Below are 26,073 nucleotides of genomic sequence, written 5' to 3' on the forward strand. Positions count from 1 at the left end.
TTCCTTCAGCAAAAGTCGCCCCTTATCCCCTGTCTTTTTCCCAGGAGCGTTTATTCTTTATCGAGAAATTTGATTCCGGGGCAAGTGCATATCATATTCCCTACTTAGTTAGACTCAGGCCTCAAGCATCGCTAAATAATATTGAGCGGGCAATAAGCGAGGTAGTACGACGTCACACTATACTAAACAGCATCTACTACACGGACAAAAATGGTGTCACCCTACAAGAAGTCCAGCCCAGGGAGATAGTAATAAACAAGCATCAGCTTACAGATGAATCCCAATTGAAGACTACCCTGATTAGGGAAAATAATCGTCCCTTTGATCTAAGCCATGAGAGCGCCGTCCGCTTACATATGTACCAGTTAGGCGAACAACGGTACTTGTTGATCCTTTGGCATCATATTGCTTTTGATGGCTGGTCTACAGGAATTTTTATTAAAGAATTTTCACAAATCTATCATGCTATTTGTGAAAGGCAGCAAGCATCACTACCGGTGCTGGAAATCCAATATCATGATTATGCTGTTTGGCAACGAGAATATCTCAAAGGTGAGACTCTAGAAAATCTGCTGAATTACTGGCAAAGAACGTTGTCCGGTTACGAATCCTTGGTACTGCCACTAGATCATCCACGGCCGCCAAAGGCTGATCAAAGAGGTAAGCACCATCACTTTGTCCTAGACGGAAATACATCAGCGCAGTTACGCGCTTTTGCAAGATCTGAAGGCACTACTTTATATACCATATTACTAACTGGGTTTTATCTTTGCCTCGCAACCTTGTCCGGGCAGGAAGATATCCTTGTAGGCACACCCTCAGATAATCGTCACCATGCCCAAACGCAAGACTTGATTGGTTTTTTCGTTAACACTCTAGTATTGAGAACTGTTCTCGATACCAAAATGACTGTAAAGGATTTGATAGCTCAGGTGCATCAGACCGTTACTCAGGCTAAAGTGCACCAGGAACTGCCTTTTGAACGCCTGCTCGAGGCACTTGATGTTGAACGTGATAGCTCCCGTCATCCACTCTTCCAAGTCATGTTCGGTGTACAGAGCTTTGTTCAGCAAGAAAGTGTTAATGACGATTTCCCGTTTTTACCCTCTAAACTTGATGGAGAAGCTTCTCTTTATTCGCCGGCAATTTTCGATTTAAGTCTATTTTTAAATGATGGTAGCGAGGAAATTACCGCAACTTTTAATTATGCAGTCAGCTTATTTGATGAAAAGACCATCATTCGCATCGCCAACCTGTATCAACACCTACTCACAAGTATGTTGGCAATGCCGAAGTTGTGTTTAGATCAGATTGAACGAGTGAGTGAAATTGAACGTCAACTAATCCTAGGTAAGTGGAATGATACAAGGATTGATTTCCCTGAGGGACAAACCTTACATGGATTATTTGAACGGCAAGCCCTGCAAACGCCAAATCACATTTCACTGATCTTTGAACAGCAACGGATTACTTATCGTCAACTTAATGAAAGAGCAAACCGCCTAGCCCGCATCCTATCAAAACAGTATCAAACAGCTCACGGGCAATCGATAGTACCAGACACCCTTATTTCATTATATTTTGGGCGCGGTATCGATATGGTCATTGCTATTTTAGCAGTGCTAAAAGCCGGTGGAGCTTATTTGCCGCTTTCGCCTGATTACCCTGAACAGCGCCTGTGTTATATCTTAGCTGACAGTCAATGTCCGATGATCTTAACGGGAGAGAGTAACGAAGATAAACTCCGGAAAATCGTCGGTATTGAACATCAAGAATCCATAGTGTGTGTAACCCAAGAGTTACTTTTGAATGAAGCAATAAGTGGGGATAATTTACCTGCGCTGACATCAATATCCGATCTGGCTTATGTGATTTATACATCCGGTACCACTGGCACACCTAAAGGTGTGATGATTGAGCATCACAGTTGCGTTAATTTGATGCAACATAACCTAGAAACGTATCAAGTTTCTTCTGATGAAAATTTATTATTACTGGCTAACTACACTTTTGATGCATCGATAGAGCAGATATTTATAGCATTACTTAGTGGTTCTCGGCTAGTAATTACCGGTGATGCCGACATCCAGTCTTTTAGCCGTCTGGAGCGGCTAATTGAGCAAGAGTCCATTACTCACCTGGATGCACCATCTAGTCTCCTTCTGGCATTGGAACTTGGGGAAAAGCATGGCTTGAAGCGAGTCATCTCGGGTGGCGAAGTGACCTCAACCAAGCTAGCCAGTGATTTGGGGGATAAACTCATTAATGTCTACGGACCTACAGAAACGACTATCAGTAGCCATCAATATCATTGTCCACCTCAATCAGAAGACAACCAGATCCCCATAGGCAAGGCCATCGCCAATAACAAAAGCTATGTCCTCGATAAATCAGGTCAGTTATTAGGAATAGGGGCTATTGGTGAGTTGCATATAAGCGGAGCCGGCCTTGCCCGGGGTTACTTGAATCAACCTCAACTGACAGCAGAGCGCTTTATAGAAAACCCCTTTGCCAGTGAGGAAGATAAAGCCAGAGGTTATACCAAATTTTACAAAACCGGCGATCTGGTCAGGTGGTTACCCAGCGGTGAGCTGGATTATATCGGTCGCAATGACTTGCAAGTGAAAATTAGAGGTTTCCGTATTGAGTTAGGTGAAGTCGAAGCGGCTTTAAATGACCTGGATGGAGTAAAGCAAGCGATAGTGACAGATCACGAATATCAAGGTCAAAAATACTTGGCAGCCTATTTAGTCCCAGATTCCGAGGACTCCAAAGATCTTGATATATTAAAAGCAACATTAGTGTCTGTATTGCCCGAGTATATGATTCCTGCAAGCTTTAACTGGATTGATAAAGTACCACTTAATTTAAGCGGCAAACTGGATAAAAAGGCCTTGCCAACTCCCAAGCTTGTTTCCCAGAGTGATTATCTGGCTCCACGTACGCAACTTGAACGCCAATTGTGCGAAGTTTGGCAACAGGTCCTGGGATTGGACCAGGTTGGTATCCGCGATAACTACTTCAGTATCGGAGGAGATTCAATCAAAGCCATCAGTCTTGGGGCCAAAAGTCGCCAGATAATTGGTATAGATATCCCACTAGCAATGTTATTTGCAAATCAAACAATTGAAAAATTAAGTACTTCGTTACAGCAAGACGCAGTATCAAATCAGGATGACACTCAAGAATTTGAGATGGTCTTATAGGGATAATAAAATGAATCAATTAATCAGCAAAATAAAAAACAATCAAGTCGCAATCTGGCTGGATGGAGAACAGCTACGCCTGAGTAGTAAAAAAGATTTGTCAGACAGCGATCTATTAGAGTCAATCAAAGAACACAAGTCATCATTAATCCGCTTGTTAAAATTTAATCACATTTACAGTAAAAGTGACTTCATCAATAGGATAATATTTTCTGTACCCGAAGAAAAATCTGAACTTAGTTTTGCCCAGGAGAGGTTATTATTTATTCATCAGTGGCAGCAAGGAAGTAATGCCTATCATATCCCACATCTGATTCGACTATCTGATGATGTTAACTATCCCGCTTTAGTAGATGCTATTCAGTATATGGTTAGGCGCCATCCAATACTAAACACCGTTTATCGCCTTCATGAAAATGGTGATACTTACCAGCAAGTCCTTAATAGCCCTTTAACTATTCGTTGTCTATCAAAAAATAACAATACTGATCTGTTAAATGGGATACAAGAAGCCATAGAGCAGAACTTTGATTTAAGCGAAAAAACACCGTTAAGGGTTATTCGATTTGATTCTCCCCAAGGAGTGTTTGTTCTTTTTGTTTGGCATCATATTGCATTTGACGGCTGGTCAGCACAAATTTTCTTCACCGAATTATCTCAAGCCTATTCATCCTATTGTCTTGGGCAGACACCTGACCTTGCTCAGATAGACATTTGCTATAGTGATTATGCCGTATGGCAAAAAGTATTTTTACAGGGAGAAGAACTACGAAACCTTGAGAATTACTGGCTAGAGCAATTGGGTGGATACAGCTCGTTACACTTATTCACAGATAGACCGCGTCCGCCCCAGCAAGATTATCGTGGTCAGGTATTCAATTTTTCATTAGATACACATCTGTCACAACAATTAAGATTATTGGCCCGTGATCGGAAGACGACTCTGTATTGTTTAATGCTCAGTGGTTTTTATTTATTGCTCTCGACGTTAAGCGGCCAGAAAGACCTGGTTATCGGTACGCCGTCAGAAAATCGTCACCATGTACAAACCCAAAGTGTTATAGGTTTTTTTGTTAATTTGTTAGCGTTGAGGGGGAAATAGACGAGAGCTTTTCAATTGCACAATGGATAGATAAAGTTCATCAATTGGTCCTGGCAGCCAAAGTTTACCAGGAGCTCCCCTTTGAGCGTTTGGTTAAATTGCTGAAAGTGGAACGAGACCCCTCCCGCCACCCTTTATTTCAAGTCCTGTTTAGTCTGGAAAGCGTCCAGCTGAATGTAGAAAAAAGTAAAAACCCCCTTTCACCCAGCAATCCTTAAACGACCTAAATCAACAAGATCTTGTTAACAAAGAATCACTGGAAGATATTCAACACCATCAAGAGTATTCTCCAGCCAAATTTGATTTGAGTTTATATATTAATGACTCGGAACCCGAACTTAACGGCGCCTTTAATTTTGCTACCAGCTTATTTGATCAGCAGACAATCAAGCGATTCGCTGATTTATATCAAAGAATATTGGCTCAAATGGTTTTCGATGTACATCAGCCTATTGCTTATATGGATTTGGCTTGTCAGCAGGAGAGGCAAATTTTACTAAATGACTGGGTCAAAACCACACAAAGTTCATCTCTGAGCTTATGTCTTCATCAACTATTTGAAGAGCGAGTTAAGACCTTTGCCGACAAACCAGCAATATCATTTAAGCAACAAACCCTCAGTTATCAACAGCTAAACAATAGAGCCAACCAACTGGCACTAAAGCTACAAGCTGATTATCTATCAGCACAGGGAAAACAACTTGAACCGGATACTTTGATTGGCATTTTCCTTGATCGCAGCCTGGAAATGGTAATTAGTATTTTAGCTATTCTCAAGGCTGGCGGTACTTATGTGCCTATTTCTCCAGACTACCCCAAGAGTCGAAGCTTGTATATTCTACAAGACACTAAAGTCTCCTTGGTCATAACGACAAAAAAATATGCTCACACTTTTACTGCTTTCTCTGGCGAACTGGAGCTGATACCCAAATTGGTATATGCAGACACCTTAGGACCTCAAGCTACTAGCGACAGACGAGCGCCTTTAAGCGCTGTTAAACCTCAGGATCTGGCTTATGTGATTTATACCTCTGGCACAACAGGCAAACCTAAAGGGGTGTTACAAACTCATGAAAATGTGATGCGTTTATTACAGGTCACCCAGGCCGATTTCGGATTCAATGATAGCGATGCCTGGGTACTTTACCACGCTTATACCTTCGATTTCAGTGTTTGGGAACTTTGGGGCGCTTTGACTACAGGTGGAAAACTTGTAATCCCAACGACAGAAATCACAAAAGATCTACCCACCTTTGTTCGTTTGTGTCAGCAAGAGCAAGTGACAGTGTTAAACCAAACACCAGCTGCCTTTTATGCACTAGTTGATACATTAAGGATCACCGGAGAAAGTCTTGAAGCACTTCGATTAGTGATTTTTGGAGGGGATAAGCTAAATATTGAACAGCTTAAAGGTTGGTGGGATACCTATGGTAATAAATCAACTCAACTGGTAAATATGTATGGTATTACAGAGACGACCGTGCACGTGACCTATAAAGAGTTAACAGCCAACGATGATACGGCTTGCTCCAATATCGGTCGGCCATTAAGGGATATGAAGGCATATGTACTCAATAGTAAATTAATACCTTTACCGATCGGTGCTCCGGGGGAGCTATATGTAGGCGGATCAGGGTTGGCCAGGGGGTACCTTAACAGGCCCGAACTTACGGCTGAGAGATTTATTGAGAACCCTTTTGTTGCATCAGGGGGAAACATCAAAAACCGGCTGTATAAAACTGGAGATTTAGTCCGCTGGCTGCCTAACGGTGAACTTGAGTATCTTGGACGAAATGATGCCCAGGTAAAAATTCGAGGTTATCGTATTGAACTGGGTGAAATTGAAGCTGCCCTAGCCCAACATCCTCAAGTACAGCAGGTAGCGGTAATTGACAGGATACAAGGAAAGAATAAGTACCTTGCCGCCTATGTCGTTCTCAGTGAAAAGAAAAGTGCAGATCCTAGCGAGTTAAAAGCTTTTGTTTCTGAGTTCCTGCCTGATTATATGGTGCCTTCCACCTTTACCTTCCTGGATACATTGCCGTTAACAATAAACGGAAAATTAAATCGCGTGGCCCTGCCCTATCCAGAATTTACTAGCAAGGTTGAATATGTTGCGCCAGAAAATGAACTGGAGCAGGAGTTGTGCCTGATTTGGCAAAGGGTATTGGGTATAGATACTGTCGGAGTACTAGACAGCTTCTTTGAATTGGGAGGGGACTCAATACTGTTACTTAAAGTTTACCATCATTGTAGTCGCAACAATATCCGAGTTTCACCTAAACTACTCAATGAACAACCCACTATCAGGGGCTTGGCTGAAAGTATCAAAGCAGAACCCATGCCTGATTTTTCATCCTGCACCGGGGATGAAATTGTTAACTTTTTGACTGGTTATAATGAATTCAATAAATTGATGACCTTTAACGAAGCCAGTAACAAAACCGGTTTATTCCTAATTCCAGCAGCAGCAGGCCCTGAAACTTTTACTCCACTGGTGGAAAAACTGGACATCAACCGACCGGTCCACTTGCTGGAAAATATCCAGGTGTACAGTGGCCGGCAAATAAGACTGAATTATTTGATTGACTATTATTTTGCTGTGATACGTAAGAAACAGGCAAGTGGGCCCTATTTGCTGGGTGGCTACTGCGAAGGTGCTATGGTTTCCCTTGGTATCGCCCAAAAACTGATAGCTTTGGGCGAGAGGGTCGAATTGCTATTTTTAATCGATCCCGTGGTGATCACTATAGAGCAAAATCTGATTGACACCATAAAACAGGATCCGAGGCTACCTAAATGTGGGCGTTTTGAAGCTGAAATGGTTGATACTTTTCTTTTCTATGCCGAATATGTCAAATCACTTCAGCCCTATAGTGGACCAGTAGTTTTCTTTGAAGGCAGTAGTGTCTCTGATGAGGCAACCCCAACACAAATCCTTGCTGTGATCAATGACTATGTTGACATTCAAGAATTGTTCAACAAGGGCTTCTCAACACCAAAAAATGGTTTCGAAAGTTTATTGTTAAATTGCGATTATATTGCCATAGATGCAAAACATGAGCGAATCATGATAGAAGATGAAACACTGAATACTATGGCCAACGTAATCAACCTTAAATTTTCCTCCAGCTACGATAATTATCTAGAGACTGAAACTCATAGCGAAGTAATTTATAGTTAAATGAAGATCCGCTGAAAACTAAGATTTAGCTTTGTTAATGCTCAAAATTACAGTTGAATTGAGGTAGATTCTGACTTATTCCCTTATACACCTACATTCCTTGAATATATTTTATCAAGAAAAAATTTACATCTACATATTTACGATAGAACTTTTGAGGAATTGGGTATTTTTTAGGGACTTCCCAGGAAGGATTTATGGAACGACAAGAATTAATCCGCTTATACGGATTTCAAATGGGGTGGGGATTTTTCTCCACCTACTTAGTTTTACCGATATTAACACCTTTTTTTTTAGCTATGGGCCTGTCTATGCCACAGCTGGGAATAATACTGGCAGTCATGGGGTTGTCAGTCATGCTTTTTGAACTACCTACCGGTAGCTTGGCGGATCAGATCGGGAGAAAAAAGGTATATCTAATTTCCCTGACGATGTCTATGGCTTGTTACCTAGTGCTATTGGTTTGGCAAAGCTTTTATGGAGCTTTACTGGCAATGTTTTTATGGGGAGCTAGTCAGGCATTATTTTCTGGCTCTTTAAATGCCTGGTTTGTAGAGTGCTTTAACCAAGCCGAGGGTACAATGAGCCTGCAAGAGGGTTTTTCACATATCGCGACTCGTGCCGGACTCATTGGGGCTCTTGGTGCAATGAGCTGCGCCCTAGTAGTAGGAGGCGGGGAGTATTTCGGGCATTATGACCTGGACTTATATCGGGGACTTTTAGCTTTATCCCTGTTTAGCAGCTTACTCTTATTTGCCTTTACCGAGATAAAAATCAGAGAAAATCGTGTATTTGATCATTTTCGACTTTCAAATATCCGCCAAATCCCTAGCCAACTCAGTTTAGGTATTAAAGCCTGCTATTCACCATCACTATGGCGCTTATTGTTGGCTGTTATTTTATTGACTCCAATAGCTAGTGCTGTCGAAAAATATTGGCCAGTTCGCTTAGAGGCCTTATCGGGCGATATGCCCGTAGGTTGGCTGTATGGGCTATTAATGGCATTAATTATGTTACTAGGCAGTTTGTCAGCGAAAATCACTACCTGGATGGCTCAATTTTTTAATCAGCAATTGGGAAAAGTACTTTTGGTAGCCAGCCTGATAAAATTATCTCTGGTGATGTTGCTGGCTTTATCTGGAGATCTATTACTGTTTGTAAGTTTATTCTTATTGTTTAATTTTAGCATCGGCCTGGGTCTTTCTGCCTCCGCTCAGTTACAACATCAAGCAGTCAAGGACGAGGTCAGGTCAACTGTTGACTCCATTTTTTCATTAACGACTCGCTTTGGTGGTGTCATCGGTTCACTAGTTTGTGGTTTTGGCGCAGCTGAAATAGGACTGAACAATACTTGGTTATTGTTAGCAGCCATGGGGCTTTGTGGTAGTAGTATATTCCTGAGTTCAGAATTTAACCCTACGATCATAGATAAAGACAAGCAAATAATAGAGCACGGTTAGCCTCTAGTCCCATCCCCCTTCGGGGGGATAGCCTACTTGCAGGGGAGCAATTGATACCCTCAAGAATAATTATTTCGTCGAAGCTTCTTTCTATCCTAATCACTTCGCTATCCCACTCCAGACATCAGCTCATTAGGTGGATCGAAAGATCCTATACCCGGGTCAAACGACAGCTAATGCAGATCTCATTCCATAAGCTATATCCATGATCGCAATTCTTGATGGCAGATACGTCGCTCTCAATAAGGTGTTAGTTAATTGGAGAAGCAGCTAAGATGGTGAGCTTTTGTGAAATTGTGGGGAAGATGAACAGCATTCCATTAACAGTTAGCGGCCTGTAAGGAAAATAGCCAACCATCAAATCTGCTCAGCCATGCGTAGAAGAAAATCTCACCAACCCAAAATTCACAGGATTTAACCCACTTTTTGGGCCCAAATTTAGCAGTTTCCTCGCTCAAATCCCGCAGATTGCCCCTACTCGCCCCGATTGCTAAGATGCGCGCCTGCCGCTATGGCCCGGCTTCCCCTTTGGTTCCGTATTGCGACACTGGGGCTGCCTGCAAACCGATTTTCCCAAGCGTTACCCTCGCCTATCCGCAACGCGGAGGCCCGAGGCTTTCCACAGGAAAAGCGGTACTGAGGCCAGGTGCTATTTTTAACCGCGAGCGCACCGCGACGACTCCCTGCGACTACAGGAACGAAGTTTATGACCCAACCATCGCTGCAGCAGTTGGAACAACACGACGCCTTTATCCATCGCCATATTGGCCCCGATGCCAAACAGGTAGAGGCCATGCTGGAAACCCTTGGAGTTGCCAGCCTCGAAGAGCTGATCGAGAAAACCGTGCCCGAAGCCATTCGCAAGACCGATGAGCTGGATCTGGCCGATGCGATCAATGAAGTTGAGGCCCTCGCAGAGCTGAAAGATATCGCGGCGCGCAACAAGATCTACCGTACCTTTATTGGTATGGGTTACCACGACACCATTACCCCCAATGTGATCCTGCGCAACGTGCTGGAGAATCCGGGTTGGTACACCGCCTATACCCCTTACCAACCGGAAATTGCCCAGGGCCGCCTGGAAGGCCTGCTGAACTTCCAGCAGATGATTATGGACCTCACCGGTATGGAATTGGCCAACGCCTCCATGCTGGATGAAGGTACCGCAGCAGCTGAAGCCATGGCCATGTGTAAGCGCCAGGTCAAACGCAACAAATCCAACGTCTACTTTGTAGACCAGGACTGCCACCCGCAAACCATCGCCGTAGTTAAGACCCGCGCCGAGCACTTCGGCTTCGAAGTAGTTGTAGGCGATGTGGAAAAAGATATCCCCGCCGAGCTGTTCGGTGCCCTGCTGCAATACCCCGGTAGCACCGGCCGCGTACGTGACCTAACTGATATTATTGCCAAAGTACACGAAGCCAACGCCCTGGTAACCGTGGCCGCTGATCTGATGAGCCTGGTAGCCCTCCGGGCACCCGGTGATATGGGCGCAGACGTGGTTGTTGGCTGTAACCAACGCTTCGGCATCCCCATGGGCTACGGTGGTCCCCACGCCGGTTTCTTCGCCTTCCGCGAAGCTTACAAACGCTCCGCACCGGGTCGTATTATCGGTGTTTCCGTAGACAGCAAAGGCAAGCGTGCCCTGCGCATGGCTATGCAGACCCGCGAACAACATATTCGCCGCGAGAAAGCCAACTCCAACATCTGTACTTCCCAGGTCCTGTTGGCGGTAATGAGCGCTTTCTATGCGATTTACCACGGCCCTGAAGGCCTGAAAACCATCGCTGCCCGCATCCAGCGCCTGGCAGATATTCTCGCTTCCGCCCTGCAGCAGGAAGGCTTCAATCTGGCCCACGACAGCTGGTTCGATACCCTAAATGTCACCGTTGGCGCCAAGCAGGAAGAAATTTACCAGCGCGCCCTGGCCGCTGAGATCAACCTGCGTAAAATTGGTGAAGACGCCCTGGGTGTGAGCCTGAGTGAGACCGCCACCCTGCAAGATGTGTCCGACCTGCTCAATGCCTTTATCGGCACCGAACACAGCATCGATCTGCATACTCTGGACAGCGAAATTGCCAGCAAGGGCTCTCTGGGTGTACCCGCCTCCCTGGTGCGCGATACTGAATTCCTGACCCATCCGGTGTTCAACACCTACCACTCCGAGACCGAGATGCTGCGCTACCTCAAGTCTCTGGAAGCCAAGGATATCGCCCTGAATCACTCCATGATTCCCCTGGGCTCCTGCACCATGAAGCTGAACGCCACCGCCGAGATGATCCCGGTCACCTGGCCCGAGTTCGGCAAGCTGCACCCCTTCGCACCCGTAGATCAAGCGGAAGGCTACGCGGAAATGTTCCGCCAGCTCCAGCAGATGCTGTCCGCCTGTACCGGTTACGATGCCGTTAGCCTGCAACCCAATGCCGGCTCCCAAGGCGAATACGCAGGCTTGGTTGCCATCAAGAAGTACTTCGAAGCGAAGGGCGAAACCCAGCGCGATATCTGCCTGATTCCCGCCTCTGCCCACGGCACCAACCCAGCATCCGCCATGATGGTGAGTATGAAAGTGGTTGTGGTTGCCTGTGATGATAAAGGCAATGTGGATATCGAAGACCTGAAAGCCAAAATCGAAGAACACGGCGACCGCGTTGCCGCACTGATGGTCACCTACCCGTCCACCCACGGGGTGTTCGAAGAAGGTATCCGCGAAGTTTGCGATCTGGTTCACCAGGCTGGCGGCCAAGTTTATATTGATGGCGCCAACATGAACGCCCTGATCGGCGTCGCCGCTCCGGGCCAGTTCGGTGGTGACGTATCCCACCTGAACCTGCACAAAACTTTCTGTATTCCTCACGGTGGCGGCGGCCCCGGTATGGGTCCGATCGCTGTTGGCGAGCATCTGAAGCCCTACCTGGCGGCCCACCCGGTGACTGAAGTACCGGAAACCAAGCTGGATAATGGCACCATATCCGCCGCTCCTTGGGGCTCCGCCAGCATCCTGCCGATCAGCTGGATGTATATCCGTATGATGGGTAAGCAGGGCATGAAGCAGGCTACCGAAATGGCAATCCTGAACGCCAACTACGTAGCCAAGAAGCTGGGTGAGCACTACTCTCTACTCTACACCGGCACCAATGGCTTTGTTGCCCACGAGTGCCTGGTTGACCTGCGCCCCCTCAAGGAGGCCAGCGGTATCACTGAAGAGGATATCGCCAAGCGTTTGATGGACTTTGGCTTCCACTCCCCCACCATGTCCTTCCCCGTAGCCGGCACCCTGATGATCGAGCCTACCGAAAGTGAATCCAAGGGTGAACTGGATCGCTTTATCGAGGCTATGGCAACAATTCGCCAAGAAGTGGAAGATGTCACCAGCGGTAAATACACCCCTGAAGACAACCCGCTGCACAACGCTCCCCACACCCTTGAGGACGTGATGAGCGATGAGTGGACACACAGCTACTCCCGCGATATCGCTGCGCGCCCGGCGGCGTGGTTAAAAGAGCATAAGGTGTGGCCCGCCGCTAACCGTATCGACAACGTATACGGCGACCGCAACCTGATTTGTTCCTGCCCTCCGATTGAGAGCTACGCTGAGTAAGATCTAACACTCTCACAGGTGGATTTAAAAGCGGGCTTAATGCCCGCTTTTTTATTCGACCCACAATACTTTTATCGAACTGGCACAAACTCTCACTTCCTGTATAGCTACGTATTTGCAACCATCACCTTTCAACAATATTATTCTGCGTTAACTTAGTTAAAAATCCTCACATAGGCGGCGCCTAACAACAAAGAAACGGTATTAGAACGTTTTGGAAAAATTTAGCCAAACTTTCTAATCGTCCCAAGCTTTCAACATCGGAGGTGAAAGTGACCATTAAAGTTTTAAAAGAAATATTAATTGCGAAGGGAAAAGCAGACTCTTACTCTGACGGTCAAACACCCATAGATCTATGGAGAGCTCTGAACAAAAAATCAGACCAAGGTGTCTTCGACTTTATAGAAAAAGGTTTCATTCTGTCTAACGGACGTCCTAGACCAGCAGATATCACCATAGAATACCGCGATGGGACAGAGTGGGTTTGCATAAAGGATCGCCCCAGGGGACTCAGCACTTTTGATAAACCAGGATTACCAAAAGGCAAAAACTGGGAGTACTACAAAATTCCTACAGGGACAGTTTTGCCAGAAGGTATTGTAATTGTAAAAGATGAATATAACACCAGATTTGAGGCAACACACTATACGATAGCCCCAGCATACGACATGCCTCTGAATCAATTTAAGAGTAAGTTAAAAATACTAGAAAAATCCTTAATTAAGGAAGCTATATAATGGAAGTACCTAATACCTGGGCACCACTACTAATTTCTGCTGTTAGAGATGCCGTTTTGTATCAAGAAAGCCTTTTAAGAAGTGAGACCATAGGCGACAAGACAGACTATGAGGAGCATCACTTACAGCTAACACAGTTCCTGGAGTTTCTTAAAGAGGAATATAAAGTGATTGAAAAGGAAACAGGTATACCCTTAGAAAAACTATTATAAAGCTTTTCTTCTGGGTGGCTTCAAACCACCCTGAAGCATATTAAGCTAAACAAATATATCCACACCACTTATCGCCCATAGCTGTATAGGATATCCCCATAAAAACAGTAATAATACAGACATTCCTGCCTGTACTGATTAGTTAGCTTTAGCACATCCCCGCTTCAGCAAGTCACACAAGATTCCACGGGGAATTTTTAACTACTTAAGGCAACTAGGAACCGCTGAAGTACCTGGCCATATTGTAGAAAGATAACTGCTAGAATCTTTAGTCACATTAAATATCATAGTGCCACCACCAAGGTTATTATTTTCATTACAGGAGGCCAAAGCACTTGCAGTAGATGCACCATTCATCACAGTGGAGGCTCCAACACCTAGCTTAGACTTATCAACACCCAGGTTGATATATTTCTGGATTCGTGAAGTACAGCTTGAGCCCAACCAATAGCTCATCTCCCAACCATAAGTTAATTGGTCGCCCAGTTTCTTCCTATTCCATTCAGCCTGAAAAGCATCGGTATCACTCCAAAGTGCTTTAGAAATAATTTTGTTAGGCATCTTCTCTCGCAATGCACTAGTCACTTTTACCAAGGAGTCAGAATAGGTTTGGCTGCACTGTGAGTACTCATCATCAATATCAATACCATCCAACCCATACTGATCCACGGCATCTTTTAGCTGCTGAGCAAAGTCATCAGCGGACTGCTCATCGGCAAAACAGGACCAACCTGCATTTTGGTGATTTCCGAGAACGCTGAGCACCACTTTCGTACCCTTGTCTTGCAAGTCTTGTACTGTACTCAAATTGTTATTGAGCAAGTCTGACACTTGGCCATTAAAATGCAGTACAGCTTTCTGACCATCGTAATTAATATTTGCCGCGAAGATCACAGCTATATCAAACAACTGGCTGCCATCGATCTCTGTAAAGCAGCCTGCATTGCCCAGGTTATTACTATTAACTTCTACGTAAGCAACTTTAGGCGCTGACACATTTTCCTGAGGAGTATCAGATTTACACAGAGTTGAGCCCAGCTCACGGATTTCATTCTTACGTGAACCACACCCATACCCGTTGCCATCCATGGAGGCATTATCGGCAAGATTTGCAATTTCCCAGTCCCCCAGGACGGAACACAGCTCATCCTTATAGATTTGAGCCTCAAGATAGGTGACCGGGCTTGCATCAGATGCACAGCTGCTTCCACTAACAACATGAGGCGCTGAAGGTTCGGATTTACACAATGTCATGGATAATTGGCGACTTTCATTACTCGTCAATTGGCAATTATTTCCCAGATGTTCTATTGAGGACCCGTCTGATAAACCAACCAAATCACCATTATTGAGAAGATCACAAAATTCATTAGGATAATTAAGCGCTTCAGAATAGCTTACTGTTGTAGTGTCCGAGGGACAGTCATCCGAATTGACCACTTCAATATCTGCGTATGCACCAGTCTGAAATAAAATGGTGGCACAAGCAGCCTGCATTGCTCTACGTGTCTATTTTTTCATATTTATGCTCATTTTTATTATGTGGCTATGTAAATTCTATAATCTAATATCGATAGTCAAAAAATGGTGTAGAGCTTACACTCTACACCCAATACTACGATCAACGAGGTATTAGAATTTATAGTTTGCACCAATATATAGTCTGCGCCCAGAGTAATTATAATAAGTCATTCTGTTTTCCTGCTTCCAGAACCCCTCTGCCTTTTCCTCCGTTAAATTAATGATAGATGCCGTGAAATTGAGGTTTTCATTGAAGGTAAAGCTGGCATTAAGATCAAGCTGCCCATAAGCTTTATCGTATAAATTATACCCTTGGTGAAGCCCCCCAGCTCGATCATCTTTCCAGTTATAAGATGCTCGCACACTGTACAAATCATTTTCATAATAACCGGAAAGATTGTACTGGTGCTTAGCCGTTCCAGGAATTTCTGCCTCAGTTTCTTCACCATTAACAAACACCCCTGAAGTACTGGTGTCGGTGTAGGTATAATTTGCCATTACACCAAAACCACTTTCGAACGCGTGTTGTGCAAACAGCTCAACGCCTCTTGAAGTTGCCTCAGCACCACCCGTTTTTGTAGTCATGTCGACTTCAATGGGTCCATTGCAGCAATTGTGCTCACGTAATACAACTTCAGTTGTGGTTATAGGAAGGTTGCTGATATCCTTACTAAATAATGTTGCCCCAAGTGCGGAAGCATCAAAGTAATACCATTCAATTCCCAGGTCGAATTGATTGGAAAGCATCGCTTCTAGCCCAGTATTTGCTGAAGTGCCAGTCCCACGGCCGGTCCAAGAATCCGGCGAGTTAATATTTACAGGGGGGCCATAAGACTCAGCCTGCCCCAAATCAGCATAACTAACTCGAGACATGGTTTTTGCTGCAGCAAATCGTATTACAAGGTCATCAGTTAGATCCCAGGCAATATGCAAACTTGGCAGGAAGTTTTCACTATCAGCACTTCGGTTATTTGCACTGGTGATATCTGTCTCTTGACCAATGATGTCATCGTACGTCGAGGTAGTTAAGTCGGTATTAACATAGCGGACACCAAAGTTACCCCGGAAGGCTTCCCATTCAAAATCTGCCTGTGCGTAAAGTGAAAATATTTTCTCCTCGATGGTATAGGTACCGGATAAGACAGGAACTACAGTCCGGGTAAAATTATCACTAACGTAGGCTTTAAGCGCATCTATATCAAAAGGCAGATAGTTAGTAGCCCCGGTATCGCCTGCGCTATTATCGATTACGCTGCCGCCAAGTAAGATTGAAGTGTCTGGATGAAAATCCGGGTTGTGGAACCATTCGGTACCCGACAACCACCCACGATAACCACCGTTATCCGAAATACCGTCATCCCACAAGAAAGTATCTCTTAGGGACTTGGCTTCATGATCCCGATATTTAGTACCGACATAGATTTTGTTAACAATTCCCCAATTGGTATCAAATCCCAGGTCAAGCTGATAATAATCTTCCCTATCCCGATTTTGGGTAGCGTCAGAACTAAACCAGTCATAGTATGGATAGGCCTCCTGATCCGAGGTGAGATCTGTAGAGATTTCGTATCTAGGTTCCCCGTCGGCAATAGACCACAGCCAACTATTTACGGAACCATAACGTGCATCCATATTTGCCATGATTCTTTCGGAGACACCTCCTTTTGCAGAGCTGCGCCCAATATTCACTGCTGCCGTGTAAGAGTCACCTTCATACAGAATTTCGAGGTCGAATGTATGAGATTCTGATTCACCGTAGCTATCCTGCCCGGTCAATTGCGGAGACATTAAACCTCGCTCTACCTCGACACCACCATTGACATCAGCATCGCCCCAGTTATCAGCATTTAGCAAGCCGTTATCACCGTTGCCATAGGTGACTACGGTATCCCCTTCCAGCTCAACGCCAAAGTAGGGGTTATGGTTATCATTCCATTCAGCTAAGGTGAGATTCTGACTACGGGTATCGTATCCCAACTGGGAACCGAAATAGTTCAGAGAAAATTCCAAGCGCTCAGTAGGCCGCCATTGAGTGGTAATTTGATAACCATCCCTGGCCCTATCCTGCTCATGATTACCAATACCCATAGCTCTGGGCGCCCAAACATTGTTGTAAACTTCACCAGTTTCCTGGTCAACAATTGCCGGACGCTCAGCACCTTCAACTGTATCTGAATGGAATCGCCAATGGCTCGCGTAGTTTTCAATTGAGGTTACGGTTCTGTCCTGCTTGGTATAGCCAGCCAGGATACCAAAGGTTTCACTCTCATTTTTCCAGGAGTAAAAAGCACTATATTGAGGTTCCCACTGCTCATTAGTATCTGAGTAAGTGGTTTCAGTAGTTATAACACCCTCACCAGAATCCATTTCCAGAGGCTTACGACTGTGTAGAATAACCGTTCCGCCAATTCCTCCTTCATCAATTCTAGCTTCCGGGCTTTTGTAAACTTCTACTTTGCTAATCATGTTGGATGGCAGCAAAGTGTAATTAAAGCTTCGAGAAGGCGCTTCCCCATCAGAGGTTGCAATGTAGTTTCCATTTAACTGGGTCAAGGTCCACTCGGCACTGGTGCCACGAATACTGACTCGACTACCCTCTCCACCACTGCGTGTAATTGTGATCCCTGGCACGCGCTGAAGAGAGTCTGCAACATTCTTATCCGGGAACTTGCCCACATCTTCGGCGGTTATCGCGTCTACAATAGCATTAGAATCCCGCTTAATTTCCAGGTTTCTGGTATTACTCTCAAGGATTCCGATTACCTCAATATGATCCATCGGTTTGTCTTTCTCAGAGATATCATCAGCAATCGCCACGCTACTAATGGCTAATGAAATAGCGGAGACTAGCGATTTCTGCTTAATCTCCCGACTCCAGATTTTGACCGTGGTTCGTCTATTATTCTTGACTGTTTTCATAGTATCCCAACTTTCTTTTCTTATAAGTTTTTTAAAAGAGCCCCCCTCCAAATTGGAGAGGGGCGAGAAACCGTCAGGGGACCCTAAACCCCGTAATGACAGTCCACTTGTTGAGCACTAAAACCCTAAGAAAAAAAGGGATAAGTGGGTAATAGAAACTGAGACAGGAATAGAACAAAATCGGCGTTTGGAATTTTTGAGGACACTAAGGGAAAAGTATTAGAAGGTATGAAAGGCCAAAATTCGATTATGGATTTACAAGATATTCAACAAATAGATAAACTATTTTTAAAGGGAAGTAAGCCAGCACCAAACCATTTCAACAAAAAACTTCTATTGATTATCCATCTCTAAGTAGTTCAGGAATGGCCTATCGCATTCAAAGTTGAGACTGAACTTCTTCTCTATAAATAGCGGGAAGCTGCCCAAACATGCTCTTGAAATGTCTACTGAAGTAACTGTGAGATGGAAATCCGACACGGTATGCGATTTCAGAAATTGGCCGCTGAGTATCCACCAGCATACGACGGGAGTTCTCTAACCTAACCTCTCTGACAAACTGCATTGGAGTTTTCTCCAAATACTTTTTAAATCGCCTCTCAAGGGCGCTAACAGACAAACTGGCCACCTCTGCTAGCTGTTCGACAGTAATCGGCTGACTGTAATTATTTTTAATATATTCAACAGGCTTTTTCAGCTTATCCATTCTGGAGAGCGTTTTGACCGTCTCATTAAGATCGCGAGCTACGCCATAGGTACCAATAATTTTTCCAGTGGAATTCTTTAGTGGGCGCTTGGATGTCGTAAACCAAACCAACTCTCCACTTTTCCCTATATTTAACTCCAGTCGATCTGTAATCGTTTCACCCTCCATCACTCTTTGGTCATCACGCATATAGTTTTTTGCGAGATAAGAGGGGGAAAAATCCATATCAGAGCGGCCCACAACCTGATTAAGAGACCTGCATCCCACATGCTCAATAAACTCTCGGTTACAATGTACTACGTAACCAGAATCATCTTTTACCCAAAAAATAATATCTGATATTAAATCAAAAACCGCAATAATCTGCTGGGTAGACACCATTTCCAATATTGATTCAGACTTCATTATTATTATCTGCAATAGCTGGTAAAGAGCCCCTGTCTTTTTATATCGGCTTGAATTACTGCACAGGTCTAGCAAGCAGAAAAGACACTAAAAAGCGCCTTCTCGGCACTCTCCCCGCACCTCACCCCCATCTGCGGAAATAACCCGCTCAATTTCAAAATAGCCACGCTCACAGAAACCGGTTTCCAACATCTTTTGTTCGAGAGCCCAATCTAAATAACGCTCTACACGGTCACTTGAACGGCCTCCCAAACCGATAGTATCCCGCTGCATTCGACGTTGAGAACTAGGCTGGTTTGAAACTGGGGGAGGAAGATCCTGCCGATCCTTCTCAAGAGTAAATATAAAACGCTTGGCTCCATTTTGAGCAATCTCAGTTACAAACGACTCTTTCATTCCGGGAATCGGCTTGTTGCTGGAACAGGCACTGAGAAAAATAGGTAACGCTAGGCCAGCGGCAATAAATAAACGGGCCTGAAAACTGCTAATATTTTTATTATTCACTCAAAATCCTCTCTAAACACTAACCTGCTTTACTACATCGAGCACAAAGTTAGTATTGTTTACTGCGTTTCTATTTAAATACCACTGTTTTGTTTCCGTGTATAAACACTCGTTCCTGCAAAACTAGTTGCAGCGCTCGAGTCAAAACCAATTTTTCAACATCCCTACCTGCATCCGCCATGGTTTCTGCAGAATAGGCATGATCCACATGTATTACATCCTGTTCAATGATCGGCCCTTCATCCAGATCATCGGTAACAAAGTGCGCTGTGGCTCCAATAATTTTTACTCCACGCTCGTAGGCCTGCTGATAAGGCTTGGCCCCAATAAATGCAGGAAGGAAAGAATGGTGGATGTTGATAATGCGCCCACTATAGCGAGCAACAAAATCAGGGGTTAGCACGCGCATATACTTGGCCAGCACCAAATAATCTGGATTGTACTCATCCACTAAGGTGGCCACTTGCTGCTCGTGGGCTCCGCGCTCCATCCCCTCTGCAGAAATACAGTGGAAAGGAATATCAAACTTCTGTACCAGCCCCTCCAGATCCGGGTGATTGCCGATAACAGCCGCGATCTCCACATCCATAGCGCCGGAATAGCACTTCATCAGGATATCACCCAGGCAGTGGGGCTCGCGGGTAACCATCAGCACCAGGCGTTTCTTCCGCTCTATGGATACCAAGCGACGCTCTGCGCCCTGGGGCAGTGTCATATCCAGATCTTCCAGGAAGGTGGCATCGTTAAAGATACCCTCCAGGGCAGTGCGCATAAAGAAGCGCCCCTCAACCCGGTCCACAAACTCATCATTCTTGATGATGTTCAGCTGGTGCTTGTAGCAAATATTGGTAATCTTTGCGATCAGCCCCTTATCATCGGGGCAGTCGGTCAGCAGTATCTTCTTTTCCATGGTCAAATTTCAGGCCAAATATCCAGAGTCCAGACTATACACTATGCCGACTTTACGATTCAGCGATCTATTCCGGGGAGAACATGGATAAAAACCTTTACGCCGATCATATGGCCACCCTGTGCCGCCGCTACGACGAAATCCTCGAGCAGAGCGGGTTTGATACCCTCAACGTATTCAGTGGCGCTCCCAGGGTGCAGTTCCTGGACGATAACTATTACCCGTTTAAGGTGAATCCCCACTTTAAGGCACTGGTTCCCATTACCGACAACCCCCACAGCTGGGTTATCTATCAGCGCGGACAAAAGCCAAAGCTTTTGTTCTACCGTCCAGTAGACTTTTGGCACTATGTACCGCCGGCACCCCAGACCTTCTGGAGCGATTTCTACGATATCGAGCTACTGAGCAAGCCGGCCGATGCCCAGGCGTTCCTGAGCCCAGAGAATGCCGCTTTTATCGGTGAGAGCGACAAGCTGCAAGGCTGGCCACTGGGGGAGGAAAATCCGGAGCTTCTGATCAACCGCTTGCACTGGGCCCGCGCTTATAAAACGCCTTATGAGGTCGCCTGCCTGCGTGAAGCGAACCGCATTGCGGTCAATGGGCACCGCGCCGCCGAACAGGCTTTCCGTAGTGGCGCCAGTGAATTTGAGATCAACCAAGCCTACCTGGGCGCTGCTGGCCAGGGCGAGAACCGTATGCCCTACGGCAACATTGTTGCCCTGAATGAGCATGCCGCAATTCTGCACTACACTCACCTGTCTACTGAGCGCCTGCCTGAGCCGCAGCTGAAAAGCTTCCTGATCGATGCGGGTGCTGACTGCAATGGCTACTGCTCTGATATCACTCGCACCTACGCCTATGCCGATAATGAGTTCGCAGAGCTGGTAGCGGCAATGGATGAAAAGCAGTTGCAGCTGGTAGACGGCCTCAAACCTGGCCTGCCTTACCCGGAACTACATCGCCAGTGCCACTTAAACGTGGGAGAGCTGTTGGCCCAATTTGGCATAATCAAAACCTCTGCCGAGAATGCCGTGGAATCCGGCTTAACTCGCCCCTTCCTGCCACACGGCCTGGGTCACTTCCTCGGCCTCCAGGTACACGATGTCGGCGGTCACCAGACCGGCCCCGATGGAGGCACGACACCCCCACCGGCCGAGTACCCGTTCCTGCGTACCAGCCGAACTATCGAGGAGAACCAGGTATTTACCATCGAACCTGGACTCTACTTTATCGATAGCCTATTGGGAGAGCTGAAAGACTCAGACCTCGCTGCTGAGGTTAACTGGGATAAGGTCGACAGCTTCCGCCCCTACGGCGGCGTGCGTATTGAAGACAATATTGTCGTACACGCAACCGGCAACGAAAACCTTTCTCGCACCCCTTAGTTCATAGACTAAAGCAATATTGTGAGAGTGCTTACAAGTAAGCGCTCTCGCAATATCTTTACCTTACTCAGAAAGTTAAAACATTAAAGAACGCCCCACCGCTCCCGCTTTTCCTCTCGCCGCTTGCGCCCCTAAGCTGCTTGCCCCCTCACCGAAAAGAAGCCAAAGTCCATCACCTGTATTACAACAAGAAAAGGGACAATTCATGAGAAAAAAACACTGGCAACGCTTATCGCAGCCACACTTCTAGCCGCAGCCAATAGCACTTATGCAAAATCAATCGAATATATTTTTTACGATAAAGAGGGCATTGCTGGCTCTGAAGTTATTCATCAGGATGGAACAAAGGTATCTGGTGAATTAAAGCTCGGCTGGAATAACCGTCGCCTAAACCTCAAGGAGAGCTTCACTATCGGTGAGGCGGCAATGCCCGAGCAATTATCCATTGAAGGGATCAGCCCATTTGGTGCTCCAGTCAGCGAAGAATTTTCCCTGGAAAATGGTTTCGCTCGCTGGAAAGGTTCCGATGAACATGGCAGTGCAAAAACTTCCGAAGCCCAATTTTATATTCCCAAGAACAGTACCCTTGCCGTACAGACGCAATTGGTAAAAGCACTGATTACCGATGCAGATCAAAATATTGATTTACTGCCGCAAGGAAAAGCGCGCCTCCATAAGCTTGATAAAGTGACCCTGCAACAAGGCGAGAAAAAGAAAACGGTCCACCTTTACGGCGTAAGCGGCCTGGGCTTTACCCCAGATCTCGCCTGGTATGATGACAATGGGGATTTATTTGCCTCCGACGAAGGGGGATGGTTCGCCATCCTGCGCAAAGGCTGGGATAAATCTCACCTCGAAGAACTGAAAACCCGGCAAGTCGCAGCCGCAGACCAGTACCTGCAAGGTATTGCCAAGAAACATACCCACACATCAACCCAACCCATCCTGATCAGCAACGTCAATCTGGTTGATATGGTGTCGGGCAAACTCGTGAAAAAACAGCATGTTCTGATTAAACAGGGGAAGATCGCTAAAATCAGTAAAACGCCGATCAAAACCACAGGGGCAACTACTATCGATGCCCGCAACCATACACTGATTCCCGGCCTCTGGGATATGCACGCCCACCTGTCCCCTACCGATGGTGTGCTGAATAGTCGAGTAGACCAAAGGAACTTCCCCTTCGACCTCTCACAGAACCGTACGTGAACCTCTCAATTCATACGGCTCTTCGTATTCAGCACATTTTCAATCTTCCCATTCTCCAGTGTGCAAACAAGCCGCGCATTTGTTGACGAACTTTTCCAATAAAGGCCCAACTTTTGAAACAGCTTCGCTTCAGATGCTTAAACTTCTTCCTGGCCCAACGCATCAGCGTTTGGTCAAGATACTTCTGAAGTCGATAAACACCATATCTCCGCCCAAAGTGACCATAGTAGTTCAGCCAACCCTGTATTGCGGGATTAAGTACTTTTGCCATTTCAGATAGTGATCGATCCACCCAGTTTATTACTCGCCATTGCCTGACCTTATCCTTAATCCTCTTGAAGGCCTTAGGGCTCATTGAAGGACTAAATGCGGTGAAGATCTGTCCTTGGCGATTCCTTGCTTTTCTGGGACCAAATCGAAAGCCCAGAAAGTCAAAGTGGATCACTGGGTGGGAGTCTTTACGATTACTGTTCTTGCAATAGACCTTGCGCGTTTTCTCTGGATGAGCCTCAAGCCCGCAGGTAGTCAAGCGTGCTTTTAGAGCCGCCAGTAAGCGATCCGCCTCTCGAGGATTACGACAATGGTAAACAGCATCATCCGCGTAACGCTCAAAAGGAATATCTCTGTGCGTTCTCACCATCCAGGCGTCCAGCGCGTAGTGCAAAAACAAGTTTGCCAGTAGAGGGCTGATTACACCCCCTTGTGGAGTACCTTGTGTTCGCTCTTCAAGCTGTCCGTCCCGATGTTGTACTGGAGCCGTTAACCAGCGCTGTACATAGAGCCTGACCCACTGATGATTATTATGTTTATCTAATGCCTTCAGCAGGAGTTCGTGATTAATATTGTCAAAGAAACCCTTGATATCTAAATCAACTACCCAGATTCTATCCCAGCATCGTTGTCGAGCTCGGCGCACTGCGTCTATAGCAGATTTGCCTGGCCGATAGCCGTAGGAGTCAGGGTGAAATACCTTCTCCAATTCTGGCTCCAGCAGTTGCTTAGCCACCATTTGTGCAATGCGATCTTCGATTGTGGGGATACCCAGTGGTCGCAGGCTGCCATCGAGTTTCGGAATATCCACTCGTTTGACGGCTGATGGAAAATAGCTGCCAGATGACATCCGATTCCATAGCTTGTACAGGTTTTTGGCGAGATTCGATTCATATTGCTCTATCGTTATCTCATCAATCCCCGCTCCGCCGCCATTGGCCTTGATCTGCTTCCACGCTTCCCAAACCGCTCGCTTGGGAATATTGAATGGCTTTGCGCTAATCGTTAATTCCTCCCCATCTGGGTTGATTACACGGTTAGTCGCCGAATACGACAACCCCTTCGCTCCACGTCCATTACAGCCGCTTCTCCACTACTACGGGTTGTTCCGCCCCTGTGACCAGTCTTGGTACTCAACGTCTTGCAGGGCCTCTACTTGACGCTCTTCCTTAACACCTGGACGACAGGTTCTCCTGTTCCACCCAAAAGCCTGTTGTGTGTTCACGCCACCTCTATGCCGGATGCCACTCGGTCGGTAAACAGGTAACCTCCAAGCTTATCCCCGCACTTAGCCAGTGCACGGGTTTTGACATCATCTTGGTAATACGCTTTCGACACCTCATCAGTGGTTCATTTGCATTCGTCTCTACACAACATACCTGACGTATCTCGTACGCCTTTTCCTCAAGCGCTTCTAACCAAAGCTCTTTACTCCGATCACCTTGAGGGGGTTTGTTATCACTTCCTGCAAAGCGATAACGGAGGGCCGACCTCCATCTCCTGGATAGCACGTATTTTTTTTTATTTATAAAAAAAATACTCAGGACGCACTGGCCGCAGGTATTATCAATGTGCGCGATATCGGCAACACGCATGAAAACATCTCACGCATTGCCGGGATGTATGAGTCCGAGCAAATTATCGGCGGCGACCTTTTCCGTGCAGGGTTTATGGACCGGGAAAGTGAAAATGCCATGCGCATGGGCAAGACCGCAGATAGCCTGGAGGAAGCCAAGGAAATTGTCGAGTGGTATGCGGAGCGCGGCTACCAGCAAATTAAAACCTACAGCTCGATGGAACCCGAGTGGATCGCACCCTTAGCCAAACATATCCACGATAATGGTATGCGTTTATCCGGCCATATTCCTGCATTTATGACCGCCAAAGAAGCGGTAGATGCGGGCTTTGATGAAATTCAGCATATTAATATGCTGTTTCTGAATTTTATGGGCAAGCTAGATACCCGTAAAAAACTGCGCTTTACAGAAATCGGGGAACATGCCCATGAACTGGACCTGGAGAGCAAAGAAGTCGCCGCTTTCCTAGATAAACTGGCCGAAAAAGGCACCGTCGTAGACGCAACTACCACCGTATTCAGCTCCATGTTACTGCGCCAGCCAGGCAAGGTAGATCCTGAATTTGCCGATATTACCGACCACCTTCCAGTCAATATCCAGCGCACTTTTGTCGGCGCCGAGCTGGATGTAAAACCGGAGCATCGGGATGACTACGACCTTTCAGCGGAAGCCCTACTGGCCATGATGCTCAAGTTACACGAGCACAAGGTCACTATGGTCGCGGGCTCCGATGGCATCCCCGGATTTACCCTGTTACGTGAACTCGAACTCTATGCCAAAGCCGGTATTCCGAATATTGATGTGCTGCGCACAGCTACACTGGTACCGGCACAAGTTATGGGGGCCGACGAGTACACTGGCAGTATCGCGGTGGGTAAAAATGCAGACCTGGTTTTACTGGAGGGAAATCCCCTTGAGGATATCACTGCGTTACGTCGCACTGCACTGGTACTCGAGGGACAAAATATGTATCGCCCGGATGAGCTTTACACTGCCTTGGGTATTAAACCTTTCCACCCTTCAGTGCCATTTGAATTAAATAATACTACTACAGTAGCCACCAAGTCCGAGTAAGTTAAAAAAACAGAAGCGAAAAAAACAGAAGCGAAAAAAACAGAAAAGAAAAAACCGGCAATCCAAATGATTGCCGGTTTTTTTATTTATAAAT

General features: G+C 46.0%; 17 protein-coding genes and 1 pseudogene. 12 read left to right on the forward strand and 6 right to left on the reverse strand.

Annotated features, from left to right (window positions below; genetic code table 11):
* The first annotated feature begins 29 nt into the window (after positions 1–29).
* The 9 genes and pseudogenes from P0078_RS09210 to P0078_RS09245 all read left to right on the forward strand — a co-directional run bounded on the left by P0078_RS09210 (position 30) and on the right by P0078_RS09245 (position 13,499).
* On the forward strand, positions 30–3,206 hold the full coding sequence (locus P0078_RS09210; RefSeq protein ID WP_282934577.1) for a non-ribosomal peptide synthetase: 3,177 nt from the start codon (positions 30–32) through the stop codon (positions 3,204–3,206).
* Positions 3,207–3,216: 10 nt separating this feature from the next.
* Positions 3,217–4,308: a condensation domain-containing protein gene (locus tag P0078_RS09215; protein ID WP_282934103.1), complete on the forward strand. Its 1,092-nt coding sequence runs from the start codon at positions 3,217–3,219 to the stop codon at positions 4,306–4,308.
* A gap of 44 nt (positions 4,309–4,352) precedes the next feature.
* Positions 4,353–4,526, forward strand: coding sequence for a hypothetical protein (locus P0078_RS24550; protein ID WP_353057057.1), 174 nt, complete (start codon positions 4,353–4,355; stop codon positions 4,524–4,526).
* Positions 4,527–4,537: 11 nt separating this feature from the next.
* A pseudogene (locus P0078_RS24555) lies at positions 4,538–4,792 on the forward strand (condensation domain-containing protein); the annotation flags it as partial.
* Positions 4,769–7,492, forward strand: a complete 2,724-nt coding sequence (locus P0078_RS24560) for a non-ribosomal peptide synthetase (protein WP_353057068.1) — start codon at positions 4,769–4,771, stop codon at positions 7,490–7,492. The pseudogene P0078_RS24555 and the gene P0078_RS24560, both read left to right, overlap by 24 nt.
* A gap of 197 nt (positions 7,493–7,689) precedes the next feature.
* Positions 7,690–8,952, forward strand: a complete 1,263-nt coding sequence (locus P0078_RS09230; protein WP_282934104.1) for an MFS transporter — start codon at positions 7,690–7,692, stop codon at positions 8,950–8,952.
* Positions 8,953–9,658: 706 nt separating this feature from the next.
* Positions 9,659–12,550 (forward strand): aminomethyl-transferring glycine dehydrogenase, encoded by a 2,892-nt coding sequence (gene gcvP / locus P0078_RS09235; protein WP_282934105.1) that lies wholly within the window; start codon positions 9,659–9,661, stop codon positions 12,548–12,550.
* Between the two features lie 272 nt (positions 12,551–12,822).
* The gene (locus P0078_RS09240; RefSeq protein WP_282934106.1) at positions 12,823–13,287 is read left to right on the forward strand and encodes a Tse2 family ADP-ribosyltransferase toxin; all 465 of its coding nucleotides are present in this window, start codon (positions 12,823–12,825) and stop codon (positions 13,285–13,287) included.
* Complete coding sequence (locus tag P0078_RS09245; protein ID WP_282934107.1) at positions 13,287–13,499, forward strand: hypothetical protein; 213 nt, start codon at positions 13,287–13,289, stop codon at positions 13,497–13,499. Before P0078_RS09240 ends, P0078_RS09245 begins: the two co-directional genes overlap by 1 nt.
* 201 nt (positions 13,500–13,700) lie before the next feature.
* On the opposite strand, the gene P0078_RS09250 is transcribed toward P0078_RS09245, so the two are convergent.
* From P0078_RS09250 to purU, 5 genes are all read right to left on the reverse strand, one after another.
* Complete coding sequence (locus P0078_RS09250; protein ID WP_282934108.1) at positions 13,701–14,783, reverse strand: glycosyl hydrolase family 18 protein; 1,083 nt, start codon at positions 14,781–14,783, stop codon at positions 13,701–13,703.
* 348 nt (positions 14,784–15,131) lie between these two features.
* Positions 15,132–17,939: a TonB-dependent receptor gene (locus P0078_RS09255; RefSeq protein WP_282934109.1), complete on the reverse strand. Its 2,808-nt coding sequence runs from the start codon at positions 17,937–17,939 to the stop codon at positions 15,132–15,134.
* Between the two features lie 379 nt (positions 17,940–18,318).
* Positions 18,319–19,050 carry an AraC family transcriptional regulator gene (locus P0078_RS09260; RefSeq protein ID WP_282934110.1) on the reverse strand — a complete coding sequence of 244 codons (732 nt, stop codon included), beginning with the start codon at positions 19,048–19,050 and terminating at the stop codon, positions 18,319–18,321.
* Between the two features lie 87 nt (positions 19,051–19,137).
* Complete coding sequence (locus P0078_RS09265; RefSeq protein WP_282934111.1) at positions 19,138–19,554, reverse strand: hypothetical protein; 417 nt, start codon at positions 19,552–19,554, stop codon at positions 19,138–19,140.
* A 70-nt stretch (positions 19,555–19,624) separates the two neighbouring features.
* A complete protein-coding gene (gene purU, locus P0078_RS09270; protein WP_282934112.1) occupies positions 19,625–20,464 on the reverse strand; it encodes a formyltetrahydrofolate deformylase in 840 nt (279 codons plus the stop codon).
* An 83-nt stretch (positions 20,465–20,547) separates the two neighbouring features.
* Here purU and pepQ point away from each other — a divergent pair, with 83 nt between their 5' ends.
* Positions 20,548–21,849, forward strand: coding sequence for a Xaa-Pro dipeptidase (pepQ, locus tag P0078_RS09275; protein WP_282934113.1), 1,302 nt, complete (start codon positions 20,548–20,550; stop codon positions 21,847–21,849).
* 426 nt (positions 21,850–22,275) lie between these two features.
* Positions 22,276–23,058: a hypothetical protein gene (locus tag P0078_RS09280; RefSeq protein WP_282934114.1), complete on the forward strand. Its 783-nt coding sequence runs from the start codon at positions 22,276–22,278 to the stop codon at positions 23,056–23,058.
* 28 nt (positions 23,059–23,086) lie between these two features.
* Here P0078_RS09280 and ltrA read toward each other — a convergent pair whose 3' ends face one another.
* Positions 23,087–24,385 carry a group II intron reverse transcriptase/maturase gene (gene ltrA, locus P0078_RS09285; RefSeq protein ID WP_282931929.1) on the reverse strand — a complete coding sequence of 433 codons (1,299 nt, stop codon included), beginning with the start codon at positions 24,383–24,385 and terminating at the stop codon, positions 23,087–23,089.
* A 466-nt stretch (positions 24,386–24,851) separates the two neighbouring features.
* Here ltrA and P0078_RS09290 point away from each other — a divergent pair, with 466 nt between their 5' ends.
* Complete coding sequence (locus P0078_RS09290; RefSeq protein ID WP_282934579.1) at positions 24,852–25,979, forward strand: amidohydrolase family protein; 1,128 nt, start codon at positions 24,852–24,854, stop codon at positions 25,977–25,979.
* The last annotated feature ends 94 nt before the right edge of the window (positions 25,980–26,073 follow it).

Source organism: Microbulbifer sp. VAAF005, assembly GCF_030012985.1.
Lineage (GTDB): Bacteria > Pseudomonadota > Gammaproteobacteria > Pseudomonadales > Cellvibrionaceae > Microbulbifer.